This is a genomic window from Streptomyces aureus (assembly GCF_000725495.1).
GTDB classification, from domain to species: domain Bacteria; phylum Actinomycetota; class Actinomycetes; order Streptomycetales; family Streptomycetaceae; genus Streptomyces; species Streptomyces aureus_B.
The window spans coordinates 100,358-123,265 of record NZ_JNZD01000002.1; the positions used below are offsets into that span (position 1 = coordinate 100,358).

Here is a 22,908-nt window from a genome sequence, read left to right on the forward strand (position 1 = left end):
CCTCATGCCCGCAGGGGCACGACGGCGACGGGGCAGGACGCGTGGTGCAGGGCCGCGTGGGCGACGCGGCCGAGCTGGAGCCCGACGTGCCCGTGGCCGTCGTGCCGCCGGACCCCGACGACGAGCAGGTCGGCGGACTCGGAGGCGTCGAGCAGCACTTTGCGGGCGGTCCCTTCGACGGTGCGCCGGCGTACCTCGACCCCCGGGTGGCCGCCGGCGAAGTCGCCGAGCGCCGTGTCGAGGATCTCGGCCGCCCGCCGTTCGTGGCCGCGGGCGGGCTCGCCGGCGGACGTCGCGTGGTCGGGGCTCTCGTGGGCGGGGCACCGCCAGGCGCGGACGGCCTCCAGCGCGACGCCGCGCCCGGCCGCCTCCTCGAAGGCGAAGCGCACGGCGGCCGGGCCGTGCGCGGGATCGCCGACGCCGAGGACGACCCGCCGGTGGCGGCCGTCCCGGGCCCGGTTGTCGTGGCTGCCGCGCAGCACGACCACCGGGCAGTGGGCCCGGGCCGCGACGGTCAGGCTGACCGATCCGAGCAGCATCTCGGTGATGCCGCCGCGCCCCCGTGAGCCGAGCACCACGGCGGTGGCGTCCATGGCCTTCCTGAGCAGCGTGCCGACCGCGTCGTCGGGCACCATCTCGGTGGCGACCCGGACGGCGGGGTCGCGGCGGCCGGCCCGCTCGGCCGCGGCCCGCAGGACGGACTCGGCCATCGTGCGCTCCGCGCTCCCGCGGGACCCCTCGGCGAGGGCTTCGCCTTCGTAGCGCTCCCAGAGCGAGGCGTACACCACGCGCAGCGGCAGTCCGCGCAGGGCCGCCTCGTCCGTGGCCCAGTCCACGGCACGCAGGGCGAGCTCGGACCCGTCGACGCCCACGACGAGGGGCAGCTCCACCGGGGTCAGCTCCCTTCGCCGAAGTCGAAGACGATCCGGGCCTGGATCCTGCCGTGCAGCACCTCGTCGATGGACTCGTTGACCGCGCTCAGCGGGCGGGACTCGCGGATGACCCTGGTGCGGCCCGCCGCGTGCAGGTCGAACACCTCGGCCAGGTCCTGCCGGGTGCCGACGATGGAGCCGATCACGGAGGTGCCGTTCAGGACGGTCTCGAAGATGGGGACCTGGATCGTGCCGTGCGCCGGCATCGCGACCATGACGAGCTTCCCGCCGCGCCGCAGCCCCGTGTACACCGCTGCGAAGGCCTCCTCGTTGACGGCGAGCGCGAGCGCCGCGTGGGCTCGGCCGTGGCCGCGCAGGACCTCGCCCGGGTCCTCCTTGCGGGCGTCGATCACGATGTCGGCGCCTAGTTCCGCGGCGAGTTCGAGTTTGTCGTCGGTGACGTCGATCGCCGCGACGGTCGCCCCGGCGATCTTCGCGTACTGCAGGGCGAGATGGCCGAGTCCGCCGACCCCGGAGATCGCGACGAGCTGGCTGGGCCGGACGTCGGCGACCTTCAGTGCCTTGTACGTGGTGACGCCCGCGCAGGTGAGCGGGGCCGCGTCGAGCGGGTCGACGCCCTCGGGCACCGGCTGGGCGAAATCGGCCCAGGCGAGCATCTTCTCGGCGTAGCCGCCGTCGCAGCCGTATCCGGTGTTGACCTGCTGCTCGCACAGGGTCTCCCAGCCGGAGAGGCAGTGTTCGCAGCGTCCGCACGCCTTGCCCAGCCAGGGCACCGCGACCCGCTGTCCCGGCGCGAGATGGGTGACGCCCTCGCCCAGTGCCTCGACCAGGCCGACACCCTCGTGTCCGGGCACGAACGGCGGGTTCGGCTTGACCGGCCAGTCACCGTGAGCGGCGTGGATGTCGGTGTGGCAGAGCCCGGAGGCCTCGAGCCGGACGCGGACCTGGCCGGGGCCCGGTTCGGGGTCGGGGCGGTCCTCGATGACCAGCGGTTCACCGAACGCTCGGACGACTGCTGCCTTCATGGGGTCTCTCCTTGCACGGTCGGGGTGCGGCCGGCACCCGGCAGGGGGCGGCCGGCGGTGCTCACGGGTGCGCGACGACGGCGACGGGGGCGGTGGCGTGGTGGAGCACGGCGTGCGTGACGGGCCCGATGTGGGCGCCGAGCGCGGCCTTGCGGATCCGGCGGCCCACGACCACGAGGGAGGCCTCCCGGGAGGCGTCCACGAGGTGGTTGGCCGGCTTCCCGGACAGGGAGTCCTCGATGATCTCGACGGCCGGGTACTTCTCCCGCCAGGCCCGCAGGGCCGCCGTCATGGCGGCGGCGTCCTCGGCGGCCAGCCGCGCGGTCATCTTGAGGTCCGGGGGCAGCCCGTAGGCGATGTAGGGCGGCTCGTTCCAGGAGTGCACCACCCTGAGCGCCGTGGCGCGCAGGAGGGCGGCCTCGAAGGCGAAGCCGATCAGCGCGTCGTCGGGGCGGCTGGTGTCGAGTCCGAGCACGACGGGACGGAAGGGCGCGGCGGCGGACGGGATGCCGGCCGGGTCCGGCAGGTGCTCGTCGGCGGCCTGTTCACCGGCGCGTACGAAGACCACGGGCCGGTCGGCGTGCGCCGCGACGGCGAGGCCGGCCGAGCCGACCATGAAGCCGCCCGCGCCACTGAGTCCGCGCGTGCCGAGGACCAGGAGTTCGGCCTCGTCCGCGGCCTTCAGCAGTTCCTCGGCGGGCCGGCCGGTGAGCTGCTCGGTGGTGACGGTGACGCCCGGGTGGCGCAGCCGTACGCCCTCGGCCGCCTCGCGCGGTATCCGCTCGCTCCAGTGCTGCTGGGTCTCGGCCCCGAGCAGCGGAGCCTGCGCCATGGGGTCCGGGGCCGGTTCCCATACGTTGACGAGCCGGAGCGGCAGGGCACGCAGCCGCGCCTCGCGGGCGGCCCATTCGGCGGCGGCGAGACTCTCGGGAGAACCGTCGAGGCCCACGGTGACGGTGCGGGGCATGATGTCCACCTCCTGAATCGGCGGCCCGGTCGGGTCCGATTCCAGCGTCGTGTCTTGACGGTCGGGTCGGGCAGGGGCCGCAGGTCCCCGACAGGGACCGTTCGGCCCAAGGCGGGCTGGCCGACCGGGCGGTGCGAGCCGGGACGATCCGGGCCTCCCGTCCCCGGCCCGGGCGGAGGGCGCCGGGCGCTGACGGCAGGGAACCGGCCCGGAGCCCGCCGGCCGGTCCGCGTTCTGCCCGCGCGGGCAGGGTCGAGGACGGCCGGACCGCGGCGTGGACGCACAGGCGGCCGGCGAACGGCTCGGTGAGCCGCCGACGGGTGCCGGGTGCGCCTGTCGCTCGGTGGGCGGCGTCGGCCCCGTCATCACGGTGCCCGGGATCGCGGCGATCCGCAGCGCGATACCGCCGATCAGGGCGGGCCGGGCCGCCGCGCGTGCGCTGCCGACCGCCGTCGACGAGGGGGTCACGGCCTCGCGCGGCGGTGCCGTCCGCGTCCGGTCCGGCGACGGAGGGAGCGACCCCGTGGGCCGGCCGGAGACCTCGTGCACAGCCATGGTGGTGATCCCTTCGAGGGTACCGAGGATGCCGGTCCGCCGCGGGTCGCGTTCCGGCCGCGTCCGGCTGCGGCCGACGTGTGTGCCCGGCGACTCCGTGTGGAACCGGGCCGGGTTGTGCATGATCTGTTCGAGGGACCTGGACGGGGCCGGTACACCGGACCGGCGCATGCCACGACGACGGCGGGAGACTCCATCGATGACCGGACCGGCGCATCCGCTCGTCACCGCGGCCCGGGAACTGGCGGACCGGGTACTGGCGCCCCGGGCCCAGAGCGTGGACCGGGACGGCATGCCGGAGAGCAGCATCGAGGCCCTGAAGCGGTCGGGACTGCTCGGCATCGGCGCCCCGGTCGCGGACGGCGGATCGGCGGCGCCCGCGTCGGTGGTCCGGGAGACCGCGGAGATCCTGGCCGGGGCGTGCTGCTCGACCTGGTTCGTGCAGGCCCAGCACCACACGCCGGTGGCGACGCTGGTGAACAGCGCCGATCCGGTACGGGAACGGCTGCTGGGCCCGCTCGCGCGCGGAGAGCTGCTGTCCGGTGTCGCCTACGCCCAGCTGCGCGCCCACCCGAGGATCCCGGTGCGGGTCACGCGCGAGCGGGGCGGCTGGCGCTTCGACGGGAGGGTTCCCTGGTACACCGGTTGGGGGCTGAACGACGTCATGCTGCTGGCCGGGGTGACCCGGGAGGACGAGGCCCTGTTCGCGTTCACCGAGGCGCGCGAGCAGCCCGGGCTGCGCCCCTCCGCGCCGATGCGGCTGGCCGCGCTCACCGCGTCCCGTACGGTCTCGCTGGAGCTCGACGGTCTGTGGCTGCCCGAGGAGGCGGTGGCGCTGCGCACGCCGTACGCGACCTGGGCGGTCACCGACCGGCCCAAGAACACCAACGCGTCCCCGGCCGTCTTCGGGATCACGGCGGCGGCGATCGGGCTGCTGGGGGACGAGCCTTCGGCGAAGGAGACGGCCGAGGTGCTGCGCGGGCGGCTCGACGAGGCGCGGCGGCAGGCGTACGCGCTCGCCGACCACCCGGTGCCGACCGAGCGGATCGAGGAGCGGCTGGCGTGCAAGACGCGGGCGTACGACGTGATGCGCGCGGCGACCACGGCGGCGGTCGTGGCCGGTGGCGGGCGGGCGATGGACCTGCGCAGCCCGGCCCAACGCCTCGCCCGCGAGGGGCTGTTCCTGCTCGTGCAGGGACAGACGACCCAGGTGCGCGCCGCACACCTGGCCCGGCTGGGCACACCGGACCCCGAAGCCCCGCTCAGCCCGTGAAGGGCACGGGGGCCGCGGGACCCGTTGCTCGCCTCGGCACGTGAAGGGCGCCCGGACGGCGGGACCCGGTGCTTGCCTCAGCCCGGCAAGGGCGCCCGGACGGCGGGTGAGTCGTGCACCATCCTTGGACCGCGGGCCCGCGTGCTCCGCTCAACTCGTGAACGCCCCTTGCACCGCGGGCCCGGTGCCCCGCTCAGCCCGTGAAGGGCACCTGGGCGGCGGGGGCGGGCGGGGTCGCGGACGGGTGGTGCCACAGGCCGCGTGCGGCGAGCAGGGGCAGGACTCCCTCGCCGAACCAGTACGCCTCCTCCAGGTGCGGATAGCCCGAGAGCACGAACTCGTCGATGCCGAGGGCGTGGTACTCCTCGATCCGCTCGGCGACCTCCTCGTGGCTGCCGACCAGGGCGGTCCCCGCACCGCCGCGGACCAGACCGATGCCGGCCCACAGGTTGGGGTGGATCTCCAGCGCGTCCCGGCTGCCGCCGTGCAGCGCGAGCATCCGCCGCTGGCCCTGCGACTCGCTGCGGGCGAGCCCTTCCTGCACGGACCGAACGGTCGCCGGGTCGAAGCCGTCGAGGAGCCGGTGGGCCTCGGCCCAGGCCTGTTCGGAGGTGTCGCGCGCGATGACGTGGAGCCGGATGCCGAACCGGGGGGTCCGGCCCTGTGCGGCGGCGAGCCCGCGGATCCAGGCGATCTTCTCGGCGACCTGGGACGGCGGTTCGCCCCAGGTGAGATAGACGTCGGCGTGACGGGCGGCGACCTCGCCGGCGACGGGCGAGGAGCCGCCGAAGTAGATCTCCGGGACGGGGTCGGGCACCCGGGTGAGCCGGGCGTCCTCGACCCTCAGGTGCTCGCCGGTCAGGTCGACGCTCTTCCCGTCCCACAACTCCCTTACGATTCGCAGGAATTCGCCGGTACGGCGGTAGCGAGCGTCCTTGTCGAGGAAGTCGCCGTACGCGCGTTGCTCGTGGCTCTCCCCGCCGGTCACCACGTTGAGCAGCAGCCGGCCGCCGCTGTGCCGCTGGAAGGTGGAGGCCATCTGCGCGGCGAGCGTGGGCGAGACGAAGCCCGGCCGGAAGGCGACCAGGAACTTCAGCCGTTCCGTGTGCCGACTGACCATCGCGGTCGTCAGCCACGCGTCCTCGCACCAGGCGCCGGTCGGGGTGAGGGCGCCCACGAATCCCAGGTCCTCCGCGGCGCGGGCGATCTGGCTCAGATAGGCGACGGTCGGCGGCCGGTCCCGTCCGGAGGCGGTGGCGGGAGTGCCGTGACCGCCTCCGACGACATGACGGCTGTCTCCGTTGGTGGGCAGGAACCAGTGGAAGGTGAGGGACACCGGGGACATCTCCGATCGTGGGGCGCGGCCGGGCGGGGGAAGTCGGACAATGGCGGAAGAAGGCCGTGCCGGGGCGCCGCCGCACGGGACCGACGCCAGGGCGATCGGGCGCGGCCGGTGCCGCCCGGGGCGTCACGGCCGGTGTGCTCGGGCGGCCTGCTCGGGCGGCGCGCCCGGGCGGCCTTCCGTCGGCGTCAGCCCGTGGCGGCGAGCAGGTGCCCGCTGCCGAGGGCCGACGAGAACTGGTCCACGACCTGTGCCAGGGCCTCGGCCGTTCCCGGCGCCACGGTGACGCTCCCGTCCGGCCCCGTGGTGATGTCCTTGTCGAGGGTGAACCAGCCCTGCACTATGTGGGCCGCGCCCATGGAGTTGAGGACCGGGCGGAGGGCGTAGTCCAGGGCGAGCACATGAGCGGTGCTGCCTCCGGTGGCCAGGGGCAGCACCGTCTTCCCGGTCAGGGCGTACTGCGGGAGCAGGTCGAGCAGGGCCTTGAGGACGCCGGAGTAGGCCGCCTTGTAGACGGGGGTGCCGATGACCACGCCGTCGGCCCGGGCGAACAGGTCGGCCGCCTCGACGATGGCGGGGTGCTGGAAGTCCGCGCCGAGCAACGCCTCGGCGGGGATGGTGCGGACGTCGAGGGGGATCACCTCGTGGCCCTGGCGGGCGAGGCGGGCGTCGAGGTGGCGCAGGAGCTTGGCGGTGCGGGAGGAGACCGAGGGGCTGCCGGAGACGGACAGGACGATGGCCATGGGTCCTCTTTCAGGTGCGGGGTTGCTGGTGGGCGCGCTGCCGGGTGCGGAGGTGACGGGCGGGACCGCCCGTCACCCGCGGCGGGGTCCGTCTCCCGAGTGAGCAGCGCTGACGCGGGGGTTCACGGGCACGGCGAGGCAAGGCCGTTGCATGCGGCGGGAGTTGGGGCGGCGCACTGCGGATGACAGGCAGGGACGACGGCCGGGCACGGCGATCGCTTTCGGCCGGAACGAGCCGGACCGTGCGAAGGGGGCGCTACTGCCCGGGGATCGTCAGGCTTCGCGGCAACAGAAGGAGCTGGAGACACGCGCGAGGTCGACGTGGCGTCGCCGCGTGAGGTCCAGTCGCATCTTCATGGCTCCGATCGTCGCAGCCGCAGGTCCGGACCGTCAAGGAACGGCCGGCCGGTCTCGCATCCCGGACCGGCGGAGTTCATGACGGTGCGCCAGGGAACCCGCGATCCGGGCCGCGCGGCGCCCGCGTTCCGCCGCTGTGCGCGTCGAGCGGCCGGATCACGCCACGGCCGCCAACCGCCCGGGCCCGCCGCACGGGGGTCCGGATTTCCGGGGCGCACCCAGGTACTGCTGCTACCCGTCCGGGCCCGCAGACCGTGGGCCGGATCACCAGGCGCACTCACGTCACCGCCGCCACGTGGGGCCCGGGTCACCAGGGCTCACTCACGTCACGGCCGCCACCGGCCAGGCCCGCCACGCCAGGGCCCGGGTTCCCGGGGTGTGCCGGCGTCACGGTCTCCCCCTCAGTCCTCGTCCCCCGCCGGGACGACCACCAGGAAGGCGTCCGATTTCAGGTCCATGACGACCGTCGCCCGGAGGCCCTCGGTGCGGCGCCGGGCCGCGTACTCCTCGGCGGTCCACGACCCGCGCGGAGCACCGGCGGGGAATCGTTCCAGCACCTTCGTGCCCATGGGCAGACACCTCCAGCTGCGGCGGCGGACCCGGAGCGACGGGTCCCGTGGAATGCGCTTGCCCGGGTTTTCCCGGGACATGTCCGGTCCGTCGGCGGCCGTTGGTGGACGACCGCCGACGGACCCGGGCGCGCTGTCCGCCCCGGTCCTCACACCTCCAGGCGTTCGCCCCCACGGGCCCCGGACGCGGGCGCCGGGTCGGGGGCGTCCTCGGGATCGCGGCTGAGCGCCCCCGGCCACCAGGCCCGGCGGCCGATGTCACGGACCAGGGCGGGCACCAGCAGGGACCGTACGACCAGGGTGTCGAGCAGGACACCGAAGGCGACGATGAAGGCGATCTGCACCAGGAAGGCCAGCGGGATCACGCCGAGGGCGGCGAAGGTCGCGGCCAGCACCACGCCCGCCGAGGTGATCACCCCGCCGGTGGCGACGAGTCCGCGCAGCACGCCCTGGCGTACCCCGTGGCGCAACGACTCCTCGCGGACCCGGGACATCAGGAAGATGTTGTAGTCGACGCCGAGCGCCACGAGGAACACGAAGCCGTACAGCGGAACGGACGCGTCGGTGCCGGTGAACCCGAACCCGTGCCGGAACACGAGGGAGGAGATCCCCAGCGTGGCGAGGAAGTTGAGCGCCACCGTGGCCACCAGGAGCACCGGCATGACCAGCGAGCGGAGCAGGCCGACCAGTATCACCAGGATGATGGCGAGGACCACCGGCACGATGAGCGTGCGGTCGCGTACGGCGGTCTGCCGGGTGTCGTACTGCTGGGCCGCGTAGCCCCCGACGAGGGCGTCGGCGCCCGGTACGGCGTGCACGGCCGTACGCAGCCGCGCGACGGTGGCCTTGGCAGCGTCGCTGTCCGCGGCGGACCTCAGGGTGACGTCGACGCGGACCCGGCCGTCGACGATCCGGGGTTCTCCCCCGCCGGGCCGCCCGGACGCGGTCACGGCGGCGGCCGAGGCGACTCCGTCGGTCTTCAGCGCCGCGGAGGTGACCTGGGTGACGCGGTCGGCGTTCGCGATGATCACGGCGGGGTTGCCCGAGCCGCCGGGGAAGTGCCGCCCGAGGGTCTCCTGCGCGGCGACCGAGGGCGCGTCGTTGACGAAGATCTCGGAGAGCGGGATGCCCTTGGCGGTCAGTGTGGGCGCGAAGGCCGCGCAGGCGATGAGCCCCGCGAGGGCGGTCGCCCAGACCTTGCGCGGCGCGCGGTCGACCAGTGCCGCGACCCGGTTCCAGATGCCGTCGCCGGTGCCCGCCCCGCTCGCCGGGCGGGGCTTGGCCGGCCAGTAGGCGGCGCGGCCGAGGAGCACCAGCACGGCGGGCAGGAAGGTGAGGGAACTCAGTGCGGCGCAGGCCACCCCGATGGCGCCCACGGGGCCGAGCGACCTGTTGTTCGTCAGATCGCTGAGCAGCAGCGCGAGCAGTCCGAGGGCAACGGTGCCCGCGCTGGCGACGATCGCGCCCGAGGACTGCCGCAGTGCCGACCGGGCGGCGGTGAACCGGTCGCCGCTCAGGGCGAGTTCCTCCCGGAAGCGGGCGCTGAGCAGGAGGGCGTAGTCGGTCGCGGCGCCGATCACGAGGATCGAGAGGATGCCCTGCACCTGGCCGTCGACGCGGACGACGCCGTGGTCGGCGAGGACGTAGACGATCGCGCAGGCCAGCCCGAGCGCGAAGACGGAGCCGAGGATGATGAGGAAGGGCAGCAGCACGCTGCGGTAGACGAGCAGGAGGATCACCAGGACGGTCGCGAGGGCCACCCCGAGGAGCAGTCCGTCGATCCCGGCGAAGGCGTCGCCGAGGTCGGCCTGGCTGGCCGCGGGTCCGGCGATCGCCACGGTCGCGCCGGGGACGGCCTTGGCCGCCGTGCGGACGCGGTCGACGGCGTCGGGCAGTTTCCTGCCGAGGTCGGGCCTGAGCTGGACGACGCCCTCCAGGGCCTTGCCGTCCTTCGACGGCAGGGCGGGCGACGGCCGGCCGACGACGCCGGGGGTGCCGGCGAGGGAGGCGAGCGCGCGGGTCGCGGTGGACCGCAGGGCGCCGGCGGTGGAGCCGCCGTCCACGGTCCACACGACGATCGCGGGAACCGTTCCGGCCTGCTGGAAGGCGCGCTGCTGGGCCACGACCTTCGTGGACTCGGCGCTGCGCGGCAGGAACGCGGCCTGGTCGTTGGTGGAGACCTCGCCGAGCCGGCCGGCGTAGGGGCCGAGGGTGCCCCCGATGCCGAGCCAGGCGACGAGCAGGACGACGGGGATCAGCCACATGGCTCGTCGCGGGGTGAGGGACATCGCTCTCCAGATCTCGCGGTCAGGTGTCTCCGAGATTTGTCTCAATGAATGACAATCTCAATCATTGAGATATCTCGCGGCCAGATCGTAGACCATGACCGGACTTCCGTCCCCGGTGGCCCGGCGGATGCACACGGCGGACGTCGGCTCGCACGGACGCGGCGGTGGAGGTCCACCGTCGGCGGAGACGGGGAGGCGCGGCCGTGGTGCGGGTTCAGCGCCCGGGCGACCGTACGGTGGCGAGCTGGTCGTTCATCTCGGACAGGAAGCGCAGGACGACGGACAGCTCGTCCTCGGTGAACCCGGAGCGCACGCTCGCCGTCACGTCGGCGAGCGGCCGGAAGTGGGCGCGCGCCGCCGACTTCGCGTCGGGGACGTAGTGCAGGTGGACCACCCTGCGGTCGGGACTCTCGCGGACGCGCCGGACGTGGCCCGCGCGTTCGAGCCGGTCCAGACACGCGGTGACCGCGCCCGAGGTGAGCCCGAGGTGCTCGCGGAGCCGGCCGGGGGTGAGCGGCTCCGGGGCGTCGAGGATCGCCGCGAGCGCGAGGACGTCCGTCGCGTGCAGGCCGTGCTCCCCGGCGAAGCCGTGGACCAGCCGGTTGATCTCACCGTTCATGCGGCGCAGCTGGACCGCGAACGTGTGGAGATCCGTCGTCACGGGCCGCTCCCGCTCCCGGCCCGCGTCGGGGTCCGGATCGTCCGTCCGGTCGTCACGGTCGTCTCGTCTGGCCACGTGATCAGCCTATAGAAGTCCCGGCGCCTCCCCCGTCCGGGCGTCCGGCACCCGGCGGCGGCCCCCGTCCGGCGCATCCGCGGACCGCGCGCGGGTGGAAGGGATCAGGGAGGGAGGCGGGCCCGCAGGGGGCCGTCGCGGCGACCGACGGAGGACCCATGAGCGACGAGCGGACCGGCGCCGGACCGCTGTGCCTGGTGACCGGTGCCACCGGCTACATCGGCGGACGGCTGGTCCCCGAACTGCTGGCCGAGGGATACCGGGTGCGCTGTCTGGCCCGCTCGCCCGCGAAGCTGCGCGACTATCCCTGGGCGGGCGAGGCGGAGGTCGTGCGCGGTGACGTCACGGACGCCGACTCGGTGGCCGAGGCGATGCGCGGGTGCGAGGTCGCGTACTACCTCGTGCACGCCCTCGGCACCGGGCACGACTTCGAGGCGACGGACCGCCGGGCGGCCCGGATCTTCGGCGAGCAGGCCCGGGCGGCGGGGGTACGGCGCATCGTCTATCTCGGCGGCCTGACCCCGGTCGACGTGCCCGACCGGGAGCTCTCGCCCCATCTGCGGTCCCGGGCCGAGGTGGGACGCATCCTGCTGGAGTCGGGCGTGCCGACCGCTGTGCTGCGCGCGGCGGTGATCATCGGCTCCGGCTCGGCGTCCTTCGAGATGCTGCGCTATCTCACCGAGCGGCTGCCGGTGATGGTGACACCGAGCTGGGTGCACACCCGGATCCAGCCGATGGGCGTGCGCGATGTGCTGCGCACCCTGGTCGGCAGTGCAGCGATGCCGCCGGAGGTCAACCGGACCTTCGACATCGGCGGTCCCGACGTCCTCACGTACCTGGAGATGATGCGGCGGTACGCGGCCGTGGCCGGGCTGCCGCGCAGGCTCATCTTCCCGGTGCCGGTCCTCACGCCCCGGCTGTCCAGCCACTGGGTCGGGCTGGTCACGCCGGTGCCCGCGTCGATCGCGCGCCCGCTGACCGAGTCGCTGCGCCACGAGGTCGTGTGCCACGAGAACGACATCGTCCGCTACGTCCCCGACCCTCCGGGACGGCCGATCGGCTTCGACGCCGCCGTCCGTCTGGCGCTCCAGCGGGTGCGCGACGCCCAGGTGACCACTCGCTGGTCGTCGGCCTCGTATCCCGGGACGGCCAGCGACCCGCTGCCCACCGACCCGGACTGGGCCGGCGGCAGCCTCTACACGGACGACCGCGAACTGACCGTGGACGCCTCGCCCGGGAGTCTGTGGCGGGTGATCGAGGGGATCGGCGGGGACAACGGCTGGTACTCCTTCCCACTCGCCTGGGCGGTGCGCGGCTGGATGGACCGGCTGGTGGGCGGGGTCGGGCTGCGGCGCGGCCGGCGGGACGCCAACCGGCTGCGGGTGGGCGACTCGCTCGACTTCTGGCGGGTGGAGGAGATCGAGCCGGGTCGTCTGCTGCGGCTGCGGGCCGAGATGAGACTGCCGGGGCTGGCGTGGCTGGAGATGTACGCGGACGGTACGGACGACGGGCGTACGCGCTACCGGCAGCGGGCGCTGTTCCATCCGCACGGGCTGCTCGGGCACATGTACTGGTGGAGCGTCTCCCCGTTTCACGCCGTGGTGTTCGGAGGTATGGCCCGCAACATCGCCGAGGCCGCGAAGAAGACCCCCGCGGCGACTCCGGCCCCGTCCCTCACCCGTTGACCCCCTCGCCCACGCCCTCGGCGCCCGGTGTCGCCGCCCCCTCCCCTGCGCCGCGCGTCCCCGACTCCTCCCCCGCGCCCGTGTCCGCGCCTGGACCCAACTCCGGGGCAAGGTTCCACAAACCCCCGCAACGGCCGCGCGCCGGCGCATCCGTGGCGGGGGTCCCGGCCGAAGCAGTCCGACGCCTCCCCCCTCACAGCACCGCCCCGGAGCCACCCCATGACCGTCTCGATCGTCCTGTTCACCTCCGACCTGCGTCTGCACGACCATCCCCCGCTGCGGGCCGCGCTCGACGGCGCCGACGCGGTGGTGCCGCTCTTCGTCCGCGACGAGGGGGTCGCCGACGCCGGGTTCACCGCCCCGAACCGGATGGCGTTCCTCGCCGACTGCCTGGCGGACCTGGACGCCGGGCTCCGGGACCGCGGCGGCCGTCTGGTGCTGCGCTCCGGCGACGTGGTGAGCGAGGTGGCCGCCGTGGCCGCCGAGGCGGGCGCCGACGACGTGCATGTCGCCGCGGGCGTCAGCGCCTACGCACAGCGCCGGGAGGAGCGGCTGCGCTCCGCGCTGGAGGCGGACGGACGCGCCCTGCACGTCCACGACGCGGTGATCACCGCGCTCGCCCCCGGCGCCGTGACCCCGGCGGCCTCCGACCACTTCGCCGTGTTCACGCCGTACCACCGCCAGTGGGAGCGGCACCCGTTGCGGGACGCGGTCGCGGCCCCCCGGGTCGTACGCGTCCCGGACGCTGCCGCCTCGGGGCCGCTCCCCTCGCGCTCCGAGGTAAGCGGGGTGTCCGAGGGGCTGGCCCGGGGTGGCGAGCAGGAGGCAAGGAAACGGCTGACGGCCTGGCTGCGCGGCGGGATCGGGGCGTACGAGGACCGCCACGACGACCTGCCCGGCGACGCGACCTCACGGCTCTCCCCCCATCTGCACTTCGGCACGCTCTCGCCCGTCGAGCTGGTGCACCGGGCGCGCGGGGCGGGCGGGCCGGGCGCCGAGGCGTTCGTACGGCAGGTGGCGTGGCGGGACTTCCACCACCAGGTGCTGGCGGTCCGGCCGGACGCGTCCGGCTCCGACTACCGCACCCGGCACGACCGTTGGCGCTCGGAGGACGAGGCGAAGGACGACGTCGAGGCGTGGAAGGAGGGGCGGACCGGCTATCCGGTGGTCGACGCCGCGATGCGGCAGCTGCGCCACGAGGGCTGGATGCACAACCGCGGCCGGCTGCTCACGGCGAGCTTCCTGGCCAAGACGCTGTACGTGGACTGGCGGGTCGGGGCCCGGCACTTCCTGGACCTGCTGGTGGACGGCGATGTCGCCAACAACCAGCTCAACTGGCAGTGGATGGCGGGGACCGGCACGGACAGCCGGCCCAACCGGGTCCTGAACCCGGTGACCCAGGCCAGGCGTTACGACCCGGACGGGTCTTATGTCCGGCGCTGGGTGCCCGAGTTGGCGGGAATCGCCGGAAGTGCCGTGCACGAGCCGTGGAAGCTCCAGGGACTGGACCGGGCGGCCTGCGACTACCCGGAGCCGATCGTCGAACTGTCCGAAGGGCTGGCCCGGTTCAAGCAGGCCCGCGGCCTGGACTGACGGTGTTACCCCGCCGCGGGCGGGAACGAGCGGGGGCGCGTATAAACTGCCGAGGATTTTACCTGTTGTAGAGATTTCTCAGCGGTGCCCGGCCGTACAGGTGGTCGTCCGAACCACTCGTACCGGATCCCCGTGCACCGGATCCACCGCGCGGCCACCCCGGGTCCCACCTCCCGGAACCGCCGTACCCGCCCCCAGGAGGCTGCTCGATGCGCATTACACGGAACGCGGGAACCCTCTTCGTGACCGGTGCGTTGACGCTGACCCTGGCCGCGCTCGCCTATCCGTCCATGCTGGGGATCCAGACCACGTCCGCCACCTCCGTCAACATCATCGCCAACCCGTCCTCGGGGCCGCTGACGGAGGCCGACCGCGACTTCGTCGTCAAGGTGCGCGCGGCGGGGCTGTGGGAGTACCCGGTCGGACAGCTGGCGCTGCAGAAGGGGACCACTCCGGCGGTCCGCACGGCGGGGCAGCACCTGATAGCGGGTCACGCCGGGCTCGACGACACGAGCCGCAAGGTCGCCAAGCAGCTCGGGATCACGCTCCCCAACAAGCCCTCCCCGCAGCAGCAGGGCTTCGTGGCGACGCTGACCGCGGACTCCGGAACGAAGTTCGACACCGACTTCGCCAACATCCTGCGCGTCACGCACGGACAGATCTTCTCGACCGTGGCGAAGATCCGGGCATCGACCGAGAACACGCTGGTACGGCAGCTCGCCGACCAGGCCAACGACACCGTGCTGGACCACATCACCGTGATGGAGAAGACCGGACTGGTCAACTTCAACCAGGTGATCATCCAGGAGACCACCATCCCGAAGGTGCCCGCGGTCAACCTGACGCCTCCGCCGCCGGGGCCCGGTGAGCCGGAGGTCGTCCTGACGCCGCCGGCAGGCGGGGCGGCGCTCCCCTCGGCCGCCGCGTCGAACCCCGCGGGCGGGGCGTCGCTTCCGGTGCAGCCCTCCCCGACACCGACGGTGGGCTGACCCAGCCGATCGCGGGAGTGCAACAGGGGCCGCCCGAGCGGAAGTTCGCGAGGGCGGCCGCGCTGTACGCGGACCAGGCCGTGCTGTACGCGAACGTCGTTGCGTCGCAGGCGGACGTGGTCGCGGTGCACGCGTACATCGGCGCGGTGCACATGGACAGCGGCGCGGCCGGCGGCCCGTTCAGCCGTCGGCGAGGTCCGTCAGCGCGGTGAGCGCCTCGCGCAGTCCGGACGGCCTGAGCATGCCCGGCTCCGGGCGCCCGGCCCAGCCGGGGCCGCCGAGGAGAACCGAGGGACGGCTGCGCGCGCCCTTGACCCCCCACGCGGTGGCCGCGATGTGCCGGGCCAGGGGACGGTCGGCGGTGGACCGGGTCTGCGACCACAGCACGACGGCCGAAGGACCCAGTCGCCGCACCGCCGAGGTCAGCGCCTCCGGCGGCACCGCGGGGCCGAACATCCGGGTGGGCAGGCCCTGTTCGAGGAGCCCCGCGTTCAGCGCCTCCAGCGGGAGGCAGTGCTGTTCGCCCGGCACGCAGGCCAGCACGACCGGTCCCGTGGCCGCTTCCGGGTTCCTCGGCCCGGCCGGTGCCGGGGCCCGGTGGAGCACGCGGGAGATGTGCCACGACAGCAGGTGCTCCACCTCCACGTAACGGTCGCCGGCGGACTCCCATTTGCGGCCCACCGCGTGCAGGGCCGGCACCATCACCGCCTCCCAGCCGACGACCACGCCGTGCCGCTGGACGAGCCCGGTCAACTGGTCCTCCACGGACGGCGCGTCCAGGCGTACGGCGGCGCGTGCGAGGCCCTTGCACTCCTGCCGGGGATCGCCCAGGGGCTCCACCTCGGCCACCCGCTCCGGGGGCTCCGGCCGGACGGCCACGGTCCCGGCCCCGGGCGCCGGGGGGTCGCTCCAGCCCTTGGCGGCCCTGGCGGCCTCGGCGGGCGCCACTCCGGCCGAGGTCAGCCGGCACATCTCCTCGAGCATGGCCACGTCCTGGGGCGACCAGCGGCGGTGCCGCCCGCCGGGGCGGACCGCGGGGCCCACGCCGTACCGGCGGTCCCAGGAGCGCAGGGTGGTGGGCGAGACGCCGAGGCGGCGGGCCAGCGCGCCGGTCGTGACCCCGGCGTCGGCGGATCCCGTGCCCGGCCCCCGCCCCTGATCCGACCCGGTCTCACCCATACGGCGACTATACGACGCAGAAACGATGCGAGTTGTCGCCTCCGTCCCCTGGTTCACACAATCGGTTTCACGGGCCCCGTACAGGGAGTTCCCGGAGCGAGGAGCCGTGGCCATGAGCGCAGATCCGACCGTCGAGCACCCCACCACCGAGCCGGGGGACACGCTGACGGACGCGGAGCTGGCCCGGGGCATCGTCGACGGGGACGAGGCCTCGCTGGCCACCGCGTACCGGCGCTGGGCACCGCTCGTCCAGGCGCTCGCCCGGCGTTCGCTGGGCGACCCGCGCGAGGCGGAGGACGTCACCCAGCAGGTGTTCCTGGCCGTGTGGCGGGGCGCTCGCGGGTACCGGCCCGAGCGCGGCACGGTCGCCGGCTGGCTCGTCGGCATCACCCGGCGCAAGATCGCCGACGCACTGTCCGCGCGGACCCGGCGCACCGAGCTGGTGGGCGCGGCCGGTGCCCTCCTGGTCCTCGCCGACGACAGCTCCTCCCGCCCCGAGTCCGCCCTCGACCGTGTCGTCGTCCGGCACGAGCTGGCCAAGCTCCCCACGCCGCAGCGCCGGGTCCTGCACCTCGCGTTCTACGAGGACCTCACCCAGACGCAGATCGCCGCGCGCACCGGCTGGCCGCTGGGCACGGTCAAGAGCCACTCCCGGCGCGGCATGCACCAGCTGCGCGACTGTCTGCGCCCGGTCGCCGAGGTCTGACCCCGGGCGTCCCCGCCCTTTCTCCCGCCCACGGCCAATCCGGCGCCCCACCGGCTCCGGATCACCTGCGAAGCCCCGAAGTGTCCTGGAGGACCCCATCGTGAAGGAAGCCGTCGAGATCGGGCGGAACCCGGCCGCGGGGCCGGACCTGCCCGATCTCATGGCCCGGGTCGCCCGCGGCGACCAGGAGGCGTTCGCCTCGCTGTACGACGCGGTGGCGGGCCCCGTCCTCGGTCTCGTACGCAGGGTGCTGCGCGACCCGGCGCAGTCGGAGGAGGTCGCCCAGGAGGTGCTGGTCGAGGTATGGCGCACGGCCGCCCGCTACCGGCCCGAGCGCGGATCGGTGATGAACTGGGTCCTCACACTGACCCATCAGCGGGCCGTGGACCGGGTCCGCTCGGTGGAGGCCGGAGCGGCCCGGGAGCACAGGGCCGCCCTCCTCGACCGGACGCCCGAGTTCGACGAGGTGGCCGAAGAGGTCGAGACACGGCTGGAACGCGAGCGGGTGCGGCGCTGTCTGCGCACCCTGACCGAGCTCCAGCGCCAGTCGGTGACCCTCGCCTACTACCGCGGGCTGACCTACCGGGAGGTGGCGGAGCTGCTGGCGACCCCGCTCGGGACGGTCAAGACGCGGCTGCGCGACGGTCTGATCCGGCTGCGGGACTGTCTGGGGGTGACCGTGTGAGCACGGCGGACCTGCACACGCTGACCGGCGCCTACGCGCTGCACGCGCTCGACGCCGACGAACGCGAGCGCTTCGAGCGTCACGCCGCGGACTGCGCCGACTGCGAGCAGGAGGTGCGGGAACTGAGGGCCACGGCCGCGCGCCTCGGCCTCGCCGCAGCCGCTTCACCGGCTCCGGAGCTCAAGGACCGGGTGCTGCTGCGGATCACCGCGGTCCGGCAGGAGCCGCCACCCCCGCCCGTCGTGACGGCATCCCGGCCCCCGCGCGTCAGCCGGCTCCGCACCTCGCGCTGGGTGCTCGCCGCGGCGCTGGCCGCGGCCGCCTCGCTGGGCGGCACCGCGGTGTGGCAGTACGAGCGCGCCCAGGACGCCCGGGACGGCGCCCGGGAGGCCCGGGAACAGTCGCGGCGGGCCGAGCTGCGCGCCGGCCAGGTGGCGGCGGTCCTCACCGCGCCCGACGCCGCGTCGCGCTCGGCGAAGCTGAAGGGCGGGGCGAGCGGCACGGTCGTGGTGTCCAGGAGCCGGGACCGGGCGGTGTTCATCGCCTCGCGGATGCCGAAGCCGCCCGGCGGCAAGGTGTACCAGCTCTGGTACGACGACGCGGGCACCATGCGGTCCGCCGGTCTGATGGACCCGGGCCGCACCACCGAGGCCGTCCCGCTGGACGGGGCCGTCGACGGCGCCTCCGGCCTGGGGATCACCCTGGAGCCGGCCGGCGGCTCCCACGCCCCGACGTCGGCGCCGCTGGCCCTGCTGGGCCTGCCCGCCTGAGCGCCCGGCCGGGTGTCCGTCCCCTCGGTTCGGGGGAGGGGACGGCCGCCCGGTGCGCGGCACGCCGAGGCGTCCGACGGCTCGGCACCACCGTCAGCCGCACGCCGGACCGGTCACCCGCACACCGGGGCAGTCAGCCGCACCCGGCGCAACGGGCGGCTCGGCACGGCCGTCGGCCACACGCCGGACAGGTCCGCCGCACCCGGGGGCAGCCGGCCGCTCGGCACCACCGTCGGCCGCACGCCGGACGGTCAGCCGCACCCCCACGCGGTCAGCCGCACCCCCAGGCAGTCGGCCACACCCCCGGGCGGCCAGCGGCACGAGGAGCGGCTGGCGGCACGCCCGGGAGGTCAGCGGCACGAGGAACGGGCGGCGGCACGAGGAACGGGCGGCGGCACGCCCAGGAGGTCAGCGGCGCGGTGGCAGCGGGAAGAAGCCGCTGGTGCGCTCCACGTACTCCCTGAATCCCGGGCGCTCGCCCATGTGGCGCTCCAGCATGGGCTTTCCGCTGCCGTTGATCAGGAGGTAGCTCATCACCAGCGGCGACACGACGGCCACCGCGGCGGCCCCCGGACTGTCGCAGGCGAGCAGGAACAGGCCCCACCAGACGCAGAAGTCGCCGAAGTAGTTGGGGTGACGCGTCCAGGCCCACAGACCCCGGTCCATGACGCGGCCCCGGTTCGCCGGATCGGCCTTGAAGCGGGCGAGCTGGGCGTCGCCGACCGCCTCGAAGAACAGTCCGACGGCCCACAGCGCCGTGCCCGCCCAGGCCAGGCCCGTGAGCGGCCCGGGAACGTACTGCGCGGCCTGGACGGGCAGCGACACCAGCCATACGAGCGCCCCCTGGAGCAGGTAGACCATGCGCAGGGCGTACAGGTTCCGGCTGCCGGGTGCCTTGGACAGCATGGCCTCGTAGCGGGGGTCCTCGCCGTGTCCCCGGCCGCGCCACGCGATGTGCGCGGCAAGGCGCAGTCCCCACACCGAGGTCAGGACGGTGACGAGGACGCGGCGGGCCTCGTCGCCCTCCCCGGCGGACGCCAGGAAGGTGACGAGGGCCACCGCGGTGAACGCGATCCCCCAGGCGATGTCCACGATCCGGTGCAGGCCCTTGCGGACGCCGACGGCGAACGTCACGAGCATGACGGCGAACGCCGCTCCGGCCGCGGGGGCGAGGTTCTGGGCGAACGCTCCCCAGGGGAAACCGGTCATGGGGTGGGGCCCTCCTTGGTGAAGAGGTACTGCTGGACGTCCAGATAGCCGGAGCGGAACCCGGCTTCGGAGTAGGCGAGGTAGAAGGTCCACATCCGCCGGAAGGTGTCGTCGAAGCCGAGCGCGGCGACCTCGTCGGCCCGTTCGGTGAACCGCTCGCGCCACAGCCGGAGGGTCTCCGCGTAGTGCGCCCCGAAGCCGTCCCGGCGGGTGGTGCGCAGGCCGGTGTGGGTCCGGGTCACCTCGTCGACCGCCTCGACGGAGGGCAGCAGGCCGCCGGGGAAGATGTACTTCTGGATCCAGGTGAAGGTGTCCCGGGAGGCGAGCAGGCGGTCGTGCGGCATGGTGATCGCCTGGAGGGCGACGCGGCCGCCGGGGGCGAGCCGGGCGTCGAGGGTCTTGAAATAGACGGGCCAGAACTCCTCCCCGACGGCCTCGATCATCTCGACGCTGACCACGGCGTCGTAGGTCCCGGTGGCCTCGCGGTAGTCGCACAGCTCGATGGACACCCGTTCGTCGAGGCCCGCCCCGGCCACCCGTGCGCGGGCCAGGGCCTGTTGTTCGCGCGAGAGGGTGAGCGTGGTGACGCGGGCGCCGCGCGCGGCGGCGCGGATCGCCAGCTCGCCCCAGCCGGTGCCGATCTCCAGGAGCCGGGTGCCGGGTCCCACCCCGGCGAGGTCGAGGAGCCGGTCGATCTTGCGGTGCTGGGCGGCCGGAAGCAGGGGCCAGGAGGCGGGCAGTTCGTCGAAGAGGGCCGACGAATAGCTGAGGGTGTCGTCGAGGAAGAGCGCGAACAGGTCGTTGGACAGGTCGTAGTGGCGGCTGATGTTGTCACGGGCGCCGGTCGGGGTGTTGCGCTGGGTAACGGGGTGGTGCAGTGCCCACAGCTTCCGCAGCCGCTGGAGCGGGGCCGGGATCAGGCGGGCCGCGTCGGCGGCGAGGACGGTGAGGGCGGCGGCGAGGTCCGGGGCGTCCCACTCCCCCGCCATGAAGGACTCGCCGAAGCCGACGAGTCCCTGGGCGCCGACGCGGCGGTGGAAGGCGTCCGGGTCGTGGATCTCGACGAGGGGGCCGCCGCGCCCGGCGCGGGTGCCGTCGGCGAACCGGGCCTGGAGCGGCAGCCGTTCGAGGGCGCGGCGCACGACGGCGCGGGTCACGGCGGTGCGCGCCCACGAGGACGGCGGCGGAGCCGGCACGTCCATCGGGCGGACCGGTTCGGTGTCCGGCCGGGTCGCCTCGACCTCCTCGACGGGGCAGGACTCGGCTGTCGTCATTTCACTGGCTCCTGGGCTCGTCGGTTCGGGCGGGGCTGGACGGGCAGTCCGCGCAGGTAGAGGCGGACGCCGTGCAGCCGGATGGCGGCGGACACCGCGAGGGTGGACCACGGGTGGCGCAGCGCCTGGCGCAGCAGCGCACCGGTGGTCGCCGCTCGGCGCGTTCCGCGGACGGTGGCGGTGAAGGGCCGGGTACCCGCGCGTTCCAGATGTACCGTGAGGTCGAGCCGGTCTCCGGGTTCGGGCAGCCGCATGCGGTAGGCGCCGTCGACCGGGAAGAACGGCGACACGTAGAACTCCTTGGCCGTCCGGGCGGTGCCGCCGTCGTCGGGGCGCAGCAGGTAGGAGTGCCGTTCGCCGTAGGTGTTGTGCACCTCGGCGACGACGCAGCGCGCGGTGCCGTCGGGGCCGTGGCACCAGTACAGGGTCAGCGGGTTGAAGACATGGCCGAGGACCCGGGCGTGGGCGAGCATCAGCACGGGTCCGCCCCGCAGGTCGAGGCCCTGCGAGGCGAGGAAGCGGTCCAGGCCGGCGCGGATGCTCGGCTGGTCGCCGTCGAAGTGGTCCCGGGGGTCGAACCGGGCCAGCGGGCGCAGCAGGTACGGCAGCCGGGGCGGGTGGTCGGGGTCGGTCAGCCACATGTACGTGCGGTGGCGCAGCGCGTACCGGGTGGGCGCGGTCCGTACGTGCGCGACCGTGCAGGGGTAGAGGGCGGGCGAGCCGGTCACCAGGTCACCCCCAGGGCCTCGGCCGCCTCGACGCCGGAGCGGCAGCCGTCCTCGTGGAATCCCCAGCCGTGGTAGGCGCCGGCGTACGCGGTGACCGGGCCGTTCAGGGCGGGGAGCCGGCGTTGGGCGGCGACGGACTCCGGGGTGTAGACGGGGTGTTCGTACTCCATGCGGGCCAGGACCCGGGCGGGGTCGACCCGGTCCTCGCCGCCGAGGGTGACGACGTAGGTCTCGGGTGCGTCGAGCCGTTGCAGCCGGTTCATGTCGTAGCTGACCCGGACCCGGTCGGCGCCGGTGTCGCAGGCGGGCATCAGATAGTTCCAGGAGGCGCGCGCGCCGCGGGCGCTCGGCAGCAGCGTGGTGTCGGTGTGCAGGAGGGTGGCGTTGCGCGAGTAGCGGAACGCGCCGAGCACCTCGCGTTCCTCGTCGGTGGGGTCCGCGAGCAGCCGCAGGGCCTCACCGGGGTGGCAGGCGACGACCACGGAGCCGTACGACTCGGTGGTGCCGTCCTCGGTGGTGATGTCCACCCCGTCGGCGTGGCGGCGTACGGAGCGGACCGGGGTCGAGGTGCGCACCGCGTCGAGTTCCTTGGCCAGGCGCTCGACGTAGGAGCGGGAGCCGCCCGTCACCGTGCGCCAGACCGGCGAGCCGCCGACCGAGAGCATGCCGTGGTGGTCCATGAAGCGGAACAGGTAGGCGGCCGGGTAGCGCAGGGCCGTGACCGCGTCGCAGGACCAGACCGCCGAGACGAGCGGGGTCATGAAGTGCCGGGTGAAGTAGGTCGAGTAGCGCTCGCGGGCGATGAACTCGCCCAGGGTGAGGCCTTCTTCGCCGTCCTGGGCCAGCAGCCGGCGGGCGGCGCGGTGGAACGCCGGCACTTCGGTGAGCATCCGCAGGTAGGGCCCGCGCAGGGCGCTGCCCGGCCGGGCGAACAGTCCCGAGGGGCCGCGGGCTCCCGCGTACTGGAGTCCGCAGCCCTCGCACCGTACGGACATGCTCATCTCGGACTCCTGCGTGGCGACGCCGAGTTCGGCGAACAGCCGCAGCAGGTTGGGGTAGGTGCGCCGGTTGTGCACGATGAAGCCGGAGTCGACGCGGTGCAGGCGTCCGTCGGACGAGGTCAGGTCGTGGGTGTGGGCGTGCCCGCCGAGCCGGTCGTCCGCTTCGTAGAGGGCCACGGGCCGCTCACGGCTGAGCACGTACGCGGCCGTGAGCCCGGCCACTCCCCCGCCGATCACGGCCGTACGCCGGAGCGCTCCGCGCCGCTCGTCGCCGGTGCTCCGGACACCGCCGTCCGGAGCGTCCGCTGACCCCTGCCTCATCGGTTTCCTCCCGCCCGCTC

Annotated in this window: 22 protein-coding genes; 8 read left to right on the plus strand and 14 right to left on the minus strand. The window is 74.3% G+C overall.

Features of this window, described 5'->3' with window-relative positions; translation table 11 throughout:
- Window positions 1-2: 2 nt before the first annotated feature.
- The 3 genes from IO36_RS02770 to IO36_RS02780 form a co-directional block, all read right to left on the minus strand.
- Window positions 3-890: a universal stress protein gene (locus IO36_RS02770; protein ID WP_037615650.1), complete on the minus strand. Its 888-nt coding sequence runs from the start codon at window positions 888-890 to the stop codon at window positions 3-5.
- A gap of 5 nt (window positions 891-895) precedes the next feature.
- The gene (locus IO36_RS02775) at window positions 896-1,918 is read right to left on the minus strand and encodes a zinc-dependent alcohol dehydrogenase (RefSeq protein WP_037615651.1); all 1,023 of its coding nucleotides are present in this window, start codon (window positions 1,916-1,918) and stop codon (window positions 896-898) included.
- Between the two features lie 61 nt (window positions 1,919-1,979).
- The gene (locus IO36_RS02780) at window positions 1,980-2,885 is read right to left on the minus strand and encodes a universal stress protein (protein WP_037616126.1); all 906 of its coding nucleotides are present in this window, start codon (window positions 2,883-2,885) and stop codon (window positions 1,980-1,982) included.
- 754 nt (window positions 2,886-3,639) lie between these two features.
- On the opposite strand from IO36_RS02780, the gene IO36_RS02785 reads away from it, so the two are divergent.
- On the plus strand, window positions 3,640-4,713 hold the full coding sequence (locus IO36_RS02785; RefSeq protein ID WP_051899970.1) for an acyl-CoA dehydrogenase family protein: 1,074 nt from the start codon (window positions 3,640-3,642) through the stop codon (window positions 4,711-4,713).
- Window positions 4,714-4,906: 193 nt separating this feature from the next.
- Here the strand turns inward: IO36_RS02785 and IO36_RS02790 are convergent, their stop codons facing one another.
- The 6 genes from IO36_RS02790 to IO36_RS02805 all read right to left on the minus strand — a co-directional run bounded on the left by IO36_RS02790 (window position 4,907) and on the right by IO36_RS02805 (window position 10,748).
- Complete coding sequence (locus IO36_RS02790) at window positions 4,907-6,049, minus strand: LLM class flavin-dependent oxidoreductase (protein ID WP_037616130.1); 1,143 nt, start codon at window positions 6,047-6,049, stop codon at window positions 4,907-4,909.
- A gap of 194 nt (window positions 6,050-6,243) precedes the next feature.
- Window positions 6,244-6,798: an NADPH-dependent FMN reductase gene (gene ssuE, locus IO36_RS02795; protein WP_037615652.1), complete on the minus strand. Its 555-nt coding sequence runs from the start codon at window positions 6,796-6,798 to the stop codon at window positions 6,244-6,246.
- A 273-nt stretch (window positions 6,799-7,071) separates the two neighbouring features.
- The gene (locus tag IO36_RS49270; RefSeq protein ID WP_355794513.1) at window positions 7,072-7,155 is read right to left on the minus strand and encodes a putative leader peptide; all 84 of its coding nucleotides are present in this window, start codon (window positions 7,153-7,155) and stop codon (window positions 7,072-7,074) included.
- A gap of 401 nt (window positions 7,156-7,556) precedes the next feature.
- On the minus strand, window positions 7,557-7,724 hold the full coding sequence (locus IO36_RS47315) for a hypothetical protein (protein ID WP_167347379.1): 168 nt from the start codon (window positions 7,722-7,724) through the stop codon (window positions 7,557-7,559).
- A gap of 149 nt (window positions 7,725-7,873) precedes the next feature.
- Window positions 7,874-10,012 (minus strand): MMPL family transporter, encoded by a 2,139-nt coding sequence (locus IO36_RS02800; protein WP_037615653.1) that lies wholly within the window; start codon window positions 10,010-10,012, stop codon window positions 7,874-7,876.
- Between the two features lie 214 nt (window positions 10,013-10,226).
- Window positions 10,227-10,748, minus strand: coding sequence for a MarR family winged helix-turn-helix transcriptional regulator (locus IO36_RS02805; RefSeq protein ID WP_037615655.1), 522 nt, complete (start codon window positions 10,746-10,748; stop codon window positions 10,227-10,229).
- 158 nt (window positions 10,749-10,906) lie between these two features.
- On the opposite strand from IO36_RS02805, the gene IO36_RS02810 reads away from it, so the two are divergent.
- From IO36_RS02810 to IO36_RS02825, 4 genes are all read left to right on the plus strand, one after another.
- A complete protein-coding gene (locus IO36_RS02810; protein WP_051899940.1) occupies window positions 10,907-12,433 on the plus strand; it encodes an SDR family oxidoreductase in 1,527 nt (508 codons plus the stop codon).
- A 219-nt stretch (window positions 12,434-12,652) separates the two neighbouring features.
- Complete coding sequence (locus IO36_RS02815; protein ID WP_037615657.1) at window positions 12,653-14,026, plus strand: cryptochrome/photolyase family protein; 1,374 nt, start codon at window positions 12,653-12,655, stop codon at window positions 14,024-14,026.
- A gap of 209 nt (window positions 14,027-14,235) precedes the next feature.
- A complete protein-coding gene (locus IO36_RS02820; protein WP_107065617.1) occupies window positions 14,236-15,015 on the plus strand; it encodes a DUF4142 domain-containing protein in 780 nt (259 codons plus the stop codon).
- 17 nt (window positions 15,016-15,032) lie between these two features.
- Entirely contained in the window at window positions 15,033-15,227 is a 195-nt protein-coding gene (locus tag IO36_RS02825; RefSeq protein WP_037615659.1) for a hypothetical protein, read from the plus strand.
- Here the strand turns inward: IO36_RS02825 and IO36_RS02830 are convergent.
- Window positions 15,196-16,194 (minus strand): MerR family transcriptional regulator, encoded by a 999-nt coding sequence (locus tag IO36_RS02830; protein WP_037615660.1) that lies wholly within the window; start codon window positions 16,192-16,194, stop codon window positions 15,196-15,198. The two genes, IO36_RS02825 and IO36_RS02830, sit on opposite strands and share 32 nt — an antisense overlap.
- A gap of 112 nt (window positions 16,195-16,306) precedes the next feature.
- Between IO36_RS02830 and IO36_RS02835 the strand changes: the two genes are divergently transcribed.
- From IO36_RS02835 to IO36_RS02845, 3 genes are all read left to right on the plus strand, one after another.
- The gene (locus tag IO36_RS02835) at window positions 16,307-16,900 is read left to right on the plus strand and encodes a sigma-70 family RNA polymerase sigma factor (protein WP_037615662.1); all 594 of its coding nucleotides are present in this window, start codon (window positions 16,307-16,309) and stop codon (window positions 16,898-16,900) included.
- A gap of 100 nt (window positions 16,901-17,000) precedes the next feature.
- Entirely contained in the window at window positions 17,001-17,585 is a 585-nt protein-coding gene (locus IO36_RS02840) for a sigma-70 family RNA polymerase sigma factor (RefSeq protein ID WP_037615664.1), read from the plus strand.
- Window positions 17,582-18,355 (plus strand): anti-sigma factor, encoded by a 774-nt coding sequence (locus tag IO36_RS02845; RefSeq protein WP_037615667.1) that lies wholly within the window; start codon window positions 17,582-17,584, stop codon window positions 18,353-18,355. The genes IO36_RS02840 and IO36_RS02845 overlap by 4 nt, the downstream gene beginning before the upstream one ends.
- A gap of 408 nt (window positions 18,356-18,763) precedes the next feature.
- Here the strand turns inward: IO36_RS02845 and IO36_RS02850 are convergent, their stop codons facing one another.
- From IO36_RS02850 to IO36_RS02865, 4 genes are read right to left on the minus strand one after another with little or no spacing between them, the layout of a single operon-like run.
- Window positions 18,764-19,564 (minus strand): DUF1295 domain-containing protein, encoded by an 801-nt coding sequence (locus IO36_RS02850; RefSeq protein ID WP_037615670.1) that lies wholly within the window; start codon window positions 19,562-19,564, stop codon window positions 18,764-18,766.
- Window positions 19,561-20,838, minus strand: a complete 1,278-nt coding sequence (locus IO36_RS02855; protein WP_037615672.1) for a class I SAM-dependent methyltransferase — start codon at window positions 20,836-20,838, stop codon at window positions 19,561-19,563. The genes IO36_RS02850 and IO36_RS02855 overlap by 4 nt, the downstream gene beginning before the upstream one ends.
- A complete protein-coding gene (locus IO36_RS02860; protein WP_037615675.1) occupies window positions 20,835-21,566 on the minus strand; it encodes a DUF1365 domain-containing protein in 732 nt (243 codons plus the stop codon). The genes IO36_RS02855 and IO36_RS02860 overlap by 4 nt, the downstream gene beginning before the upstream one ends.
- On the minus strand, window positions 21,563-22,888 hold the full coding sequence (locus IO36_RS02865) for an NAD(P)/FAD-dependent oxidoreductase (protein WP_078942968.1): 1,326 nt from the start codon (window positions 22,886-22,888) through the stop codon (window positions 21,563-21,565). The genes IO36_RS02860 and IO36_RS02865 overlap by 4 nt, the downstream gene beginning before the upstream one ends.
- Between the last annotated feature and the right edge of the window lie 20 nt (window positions 22,889-22,908).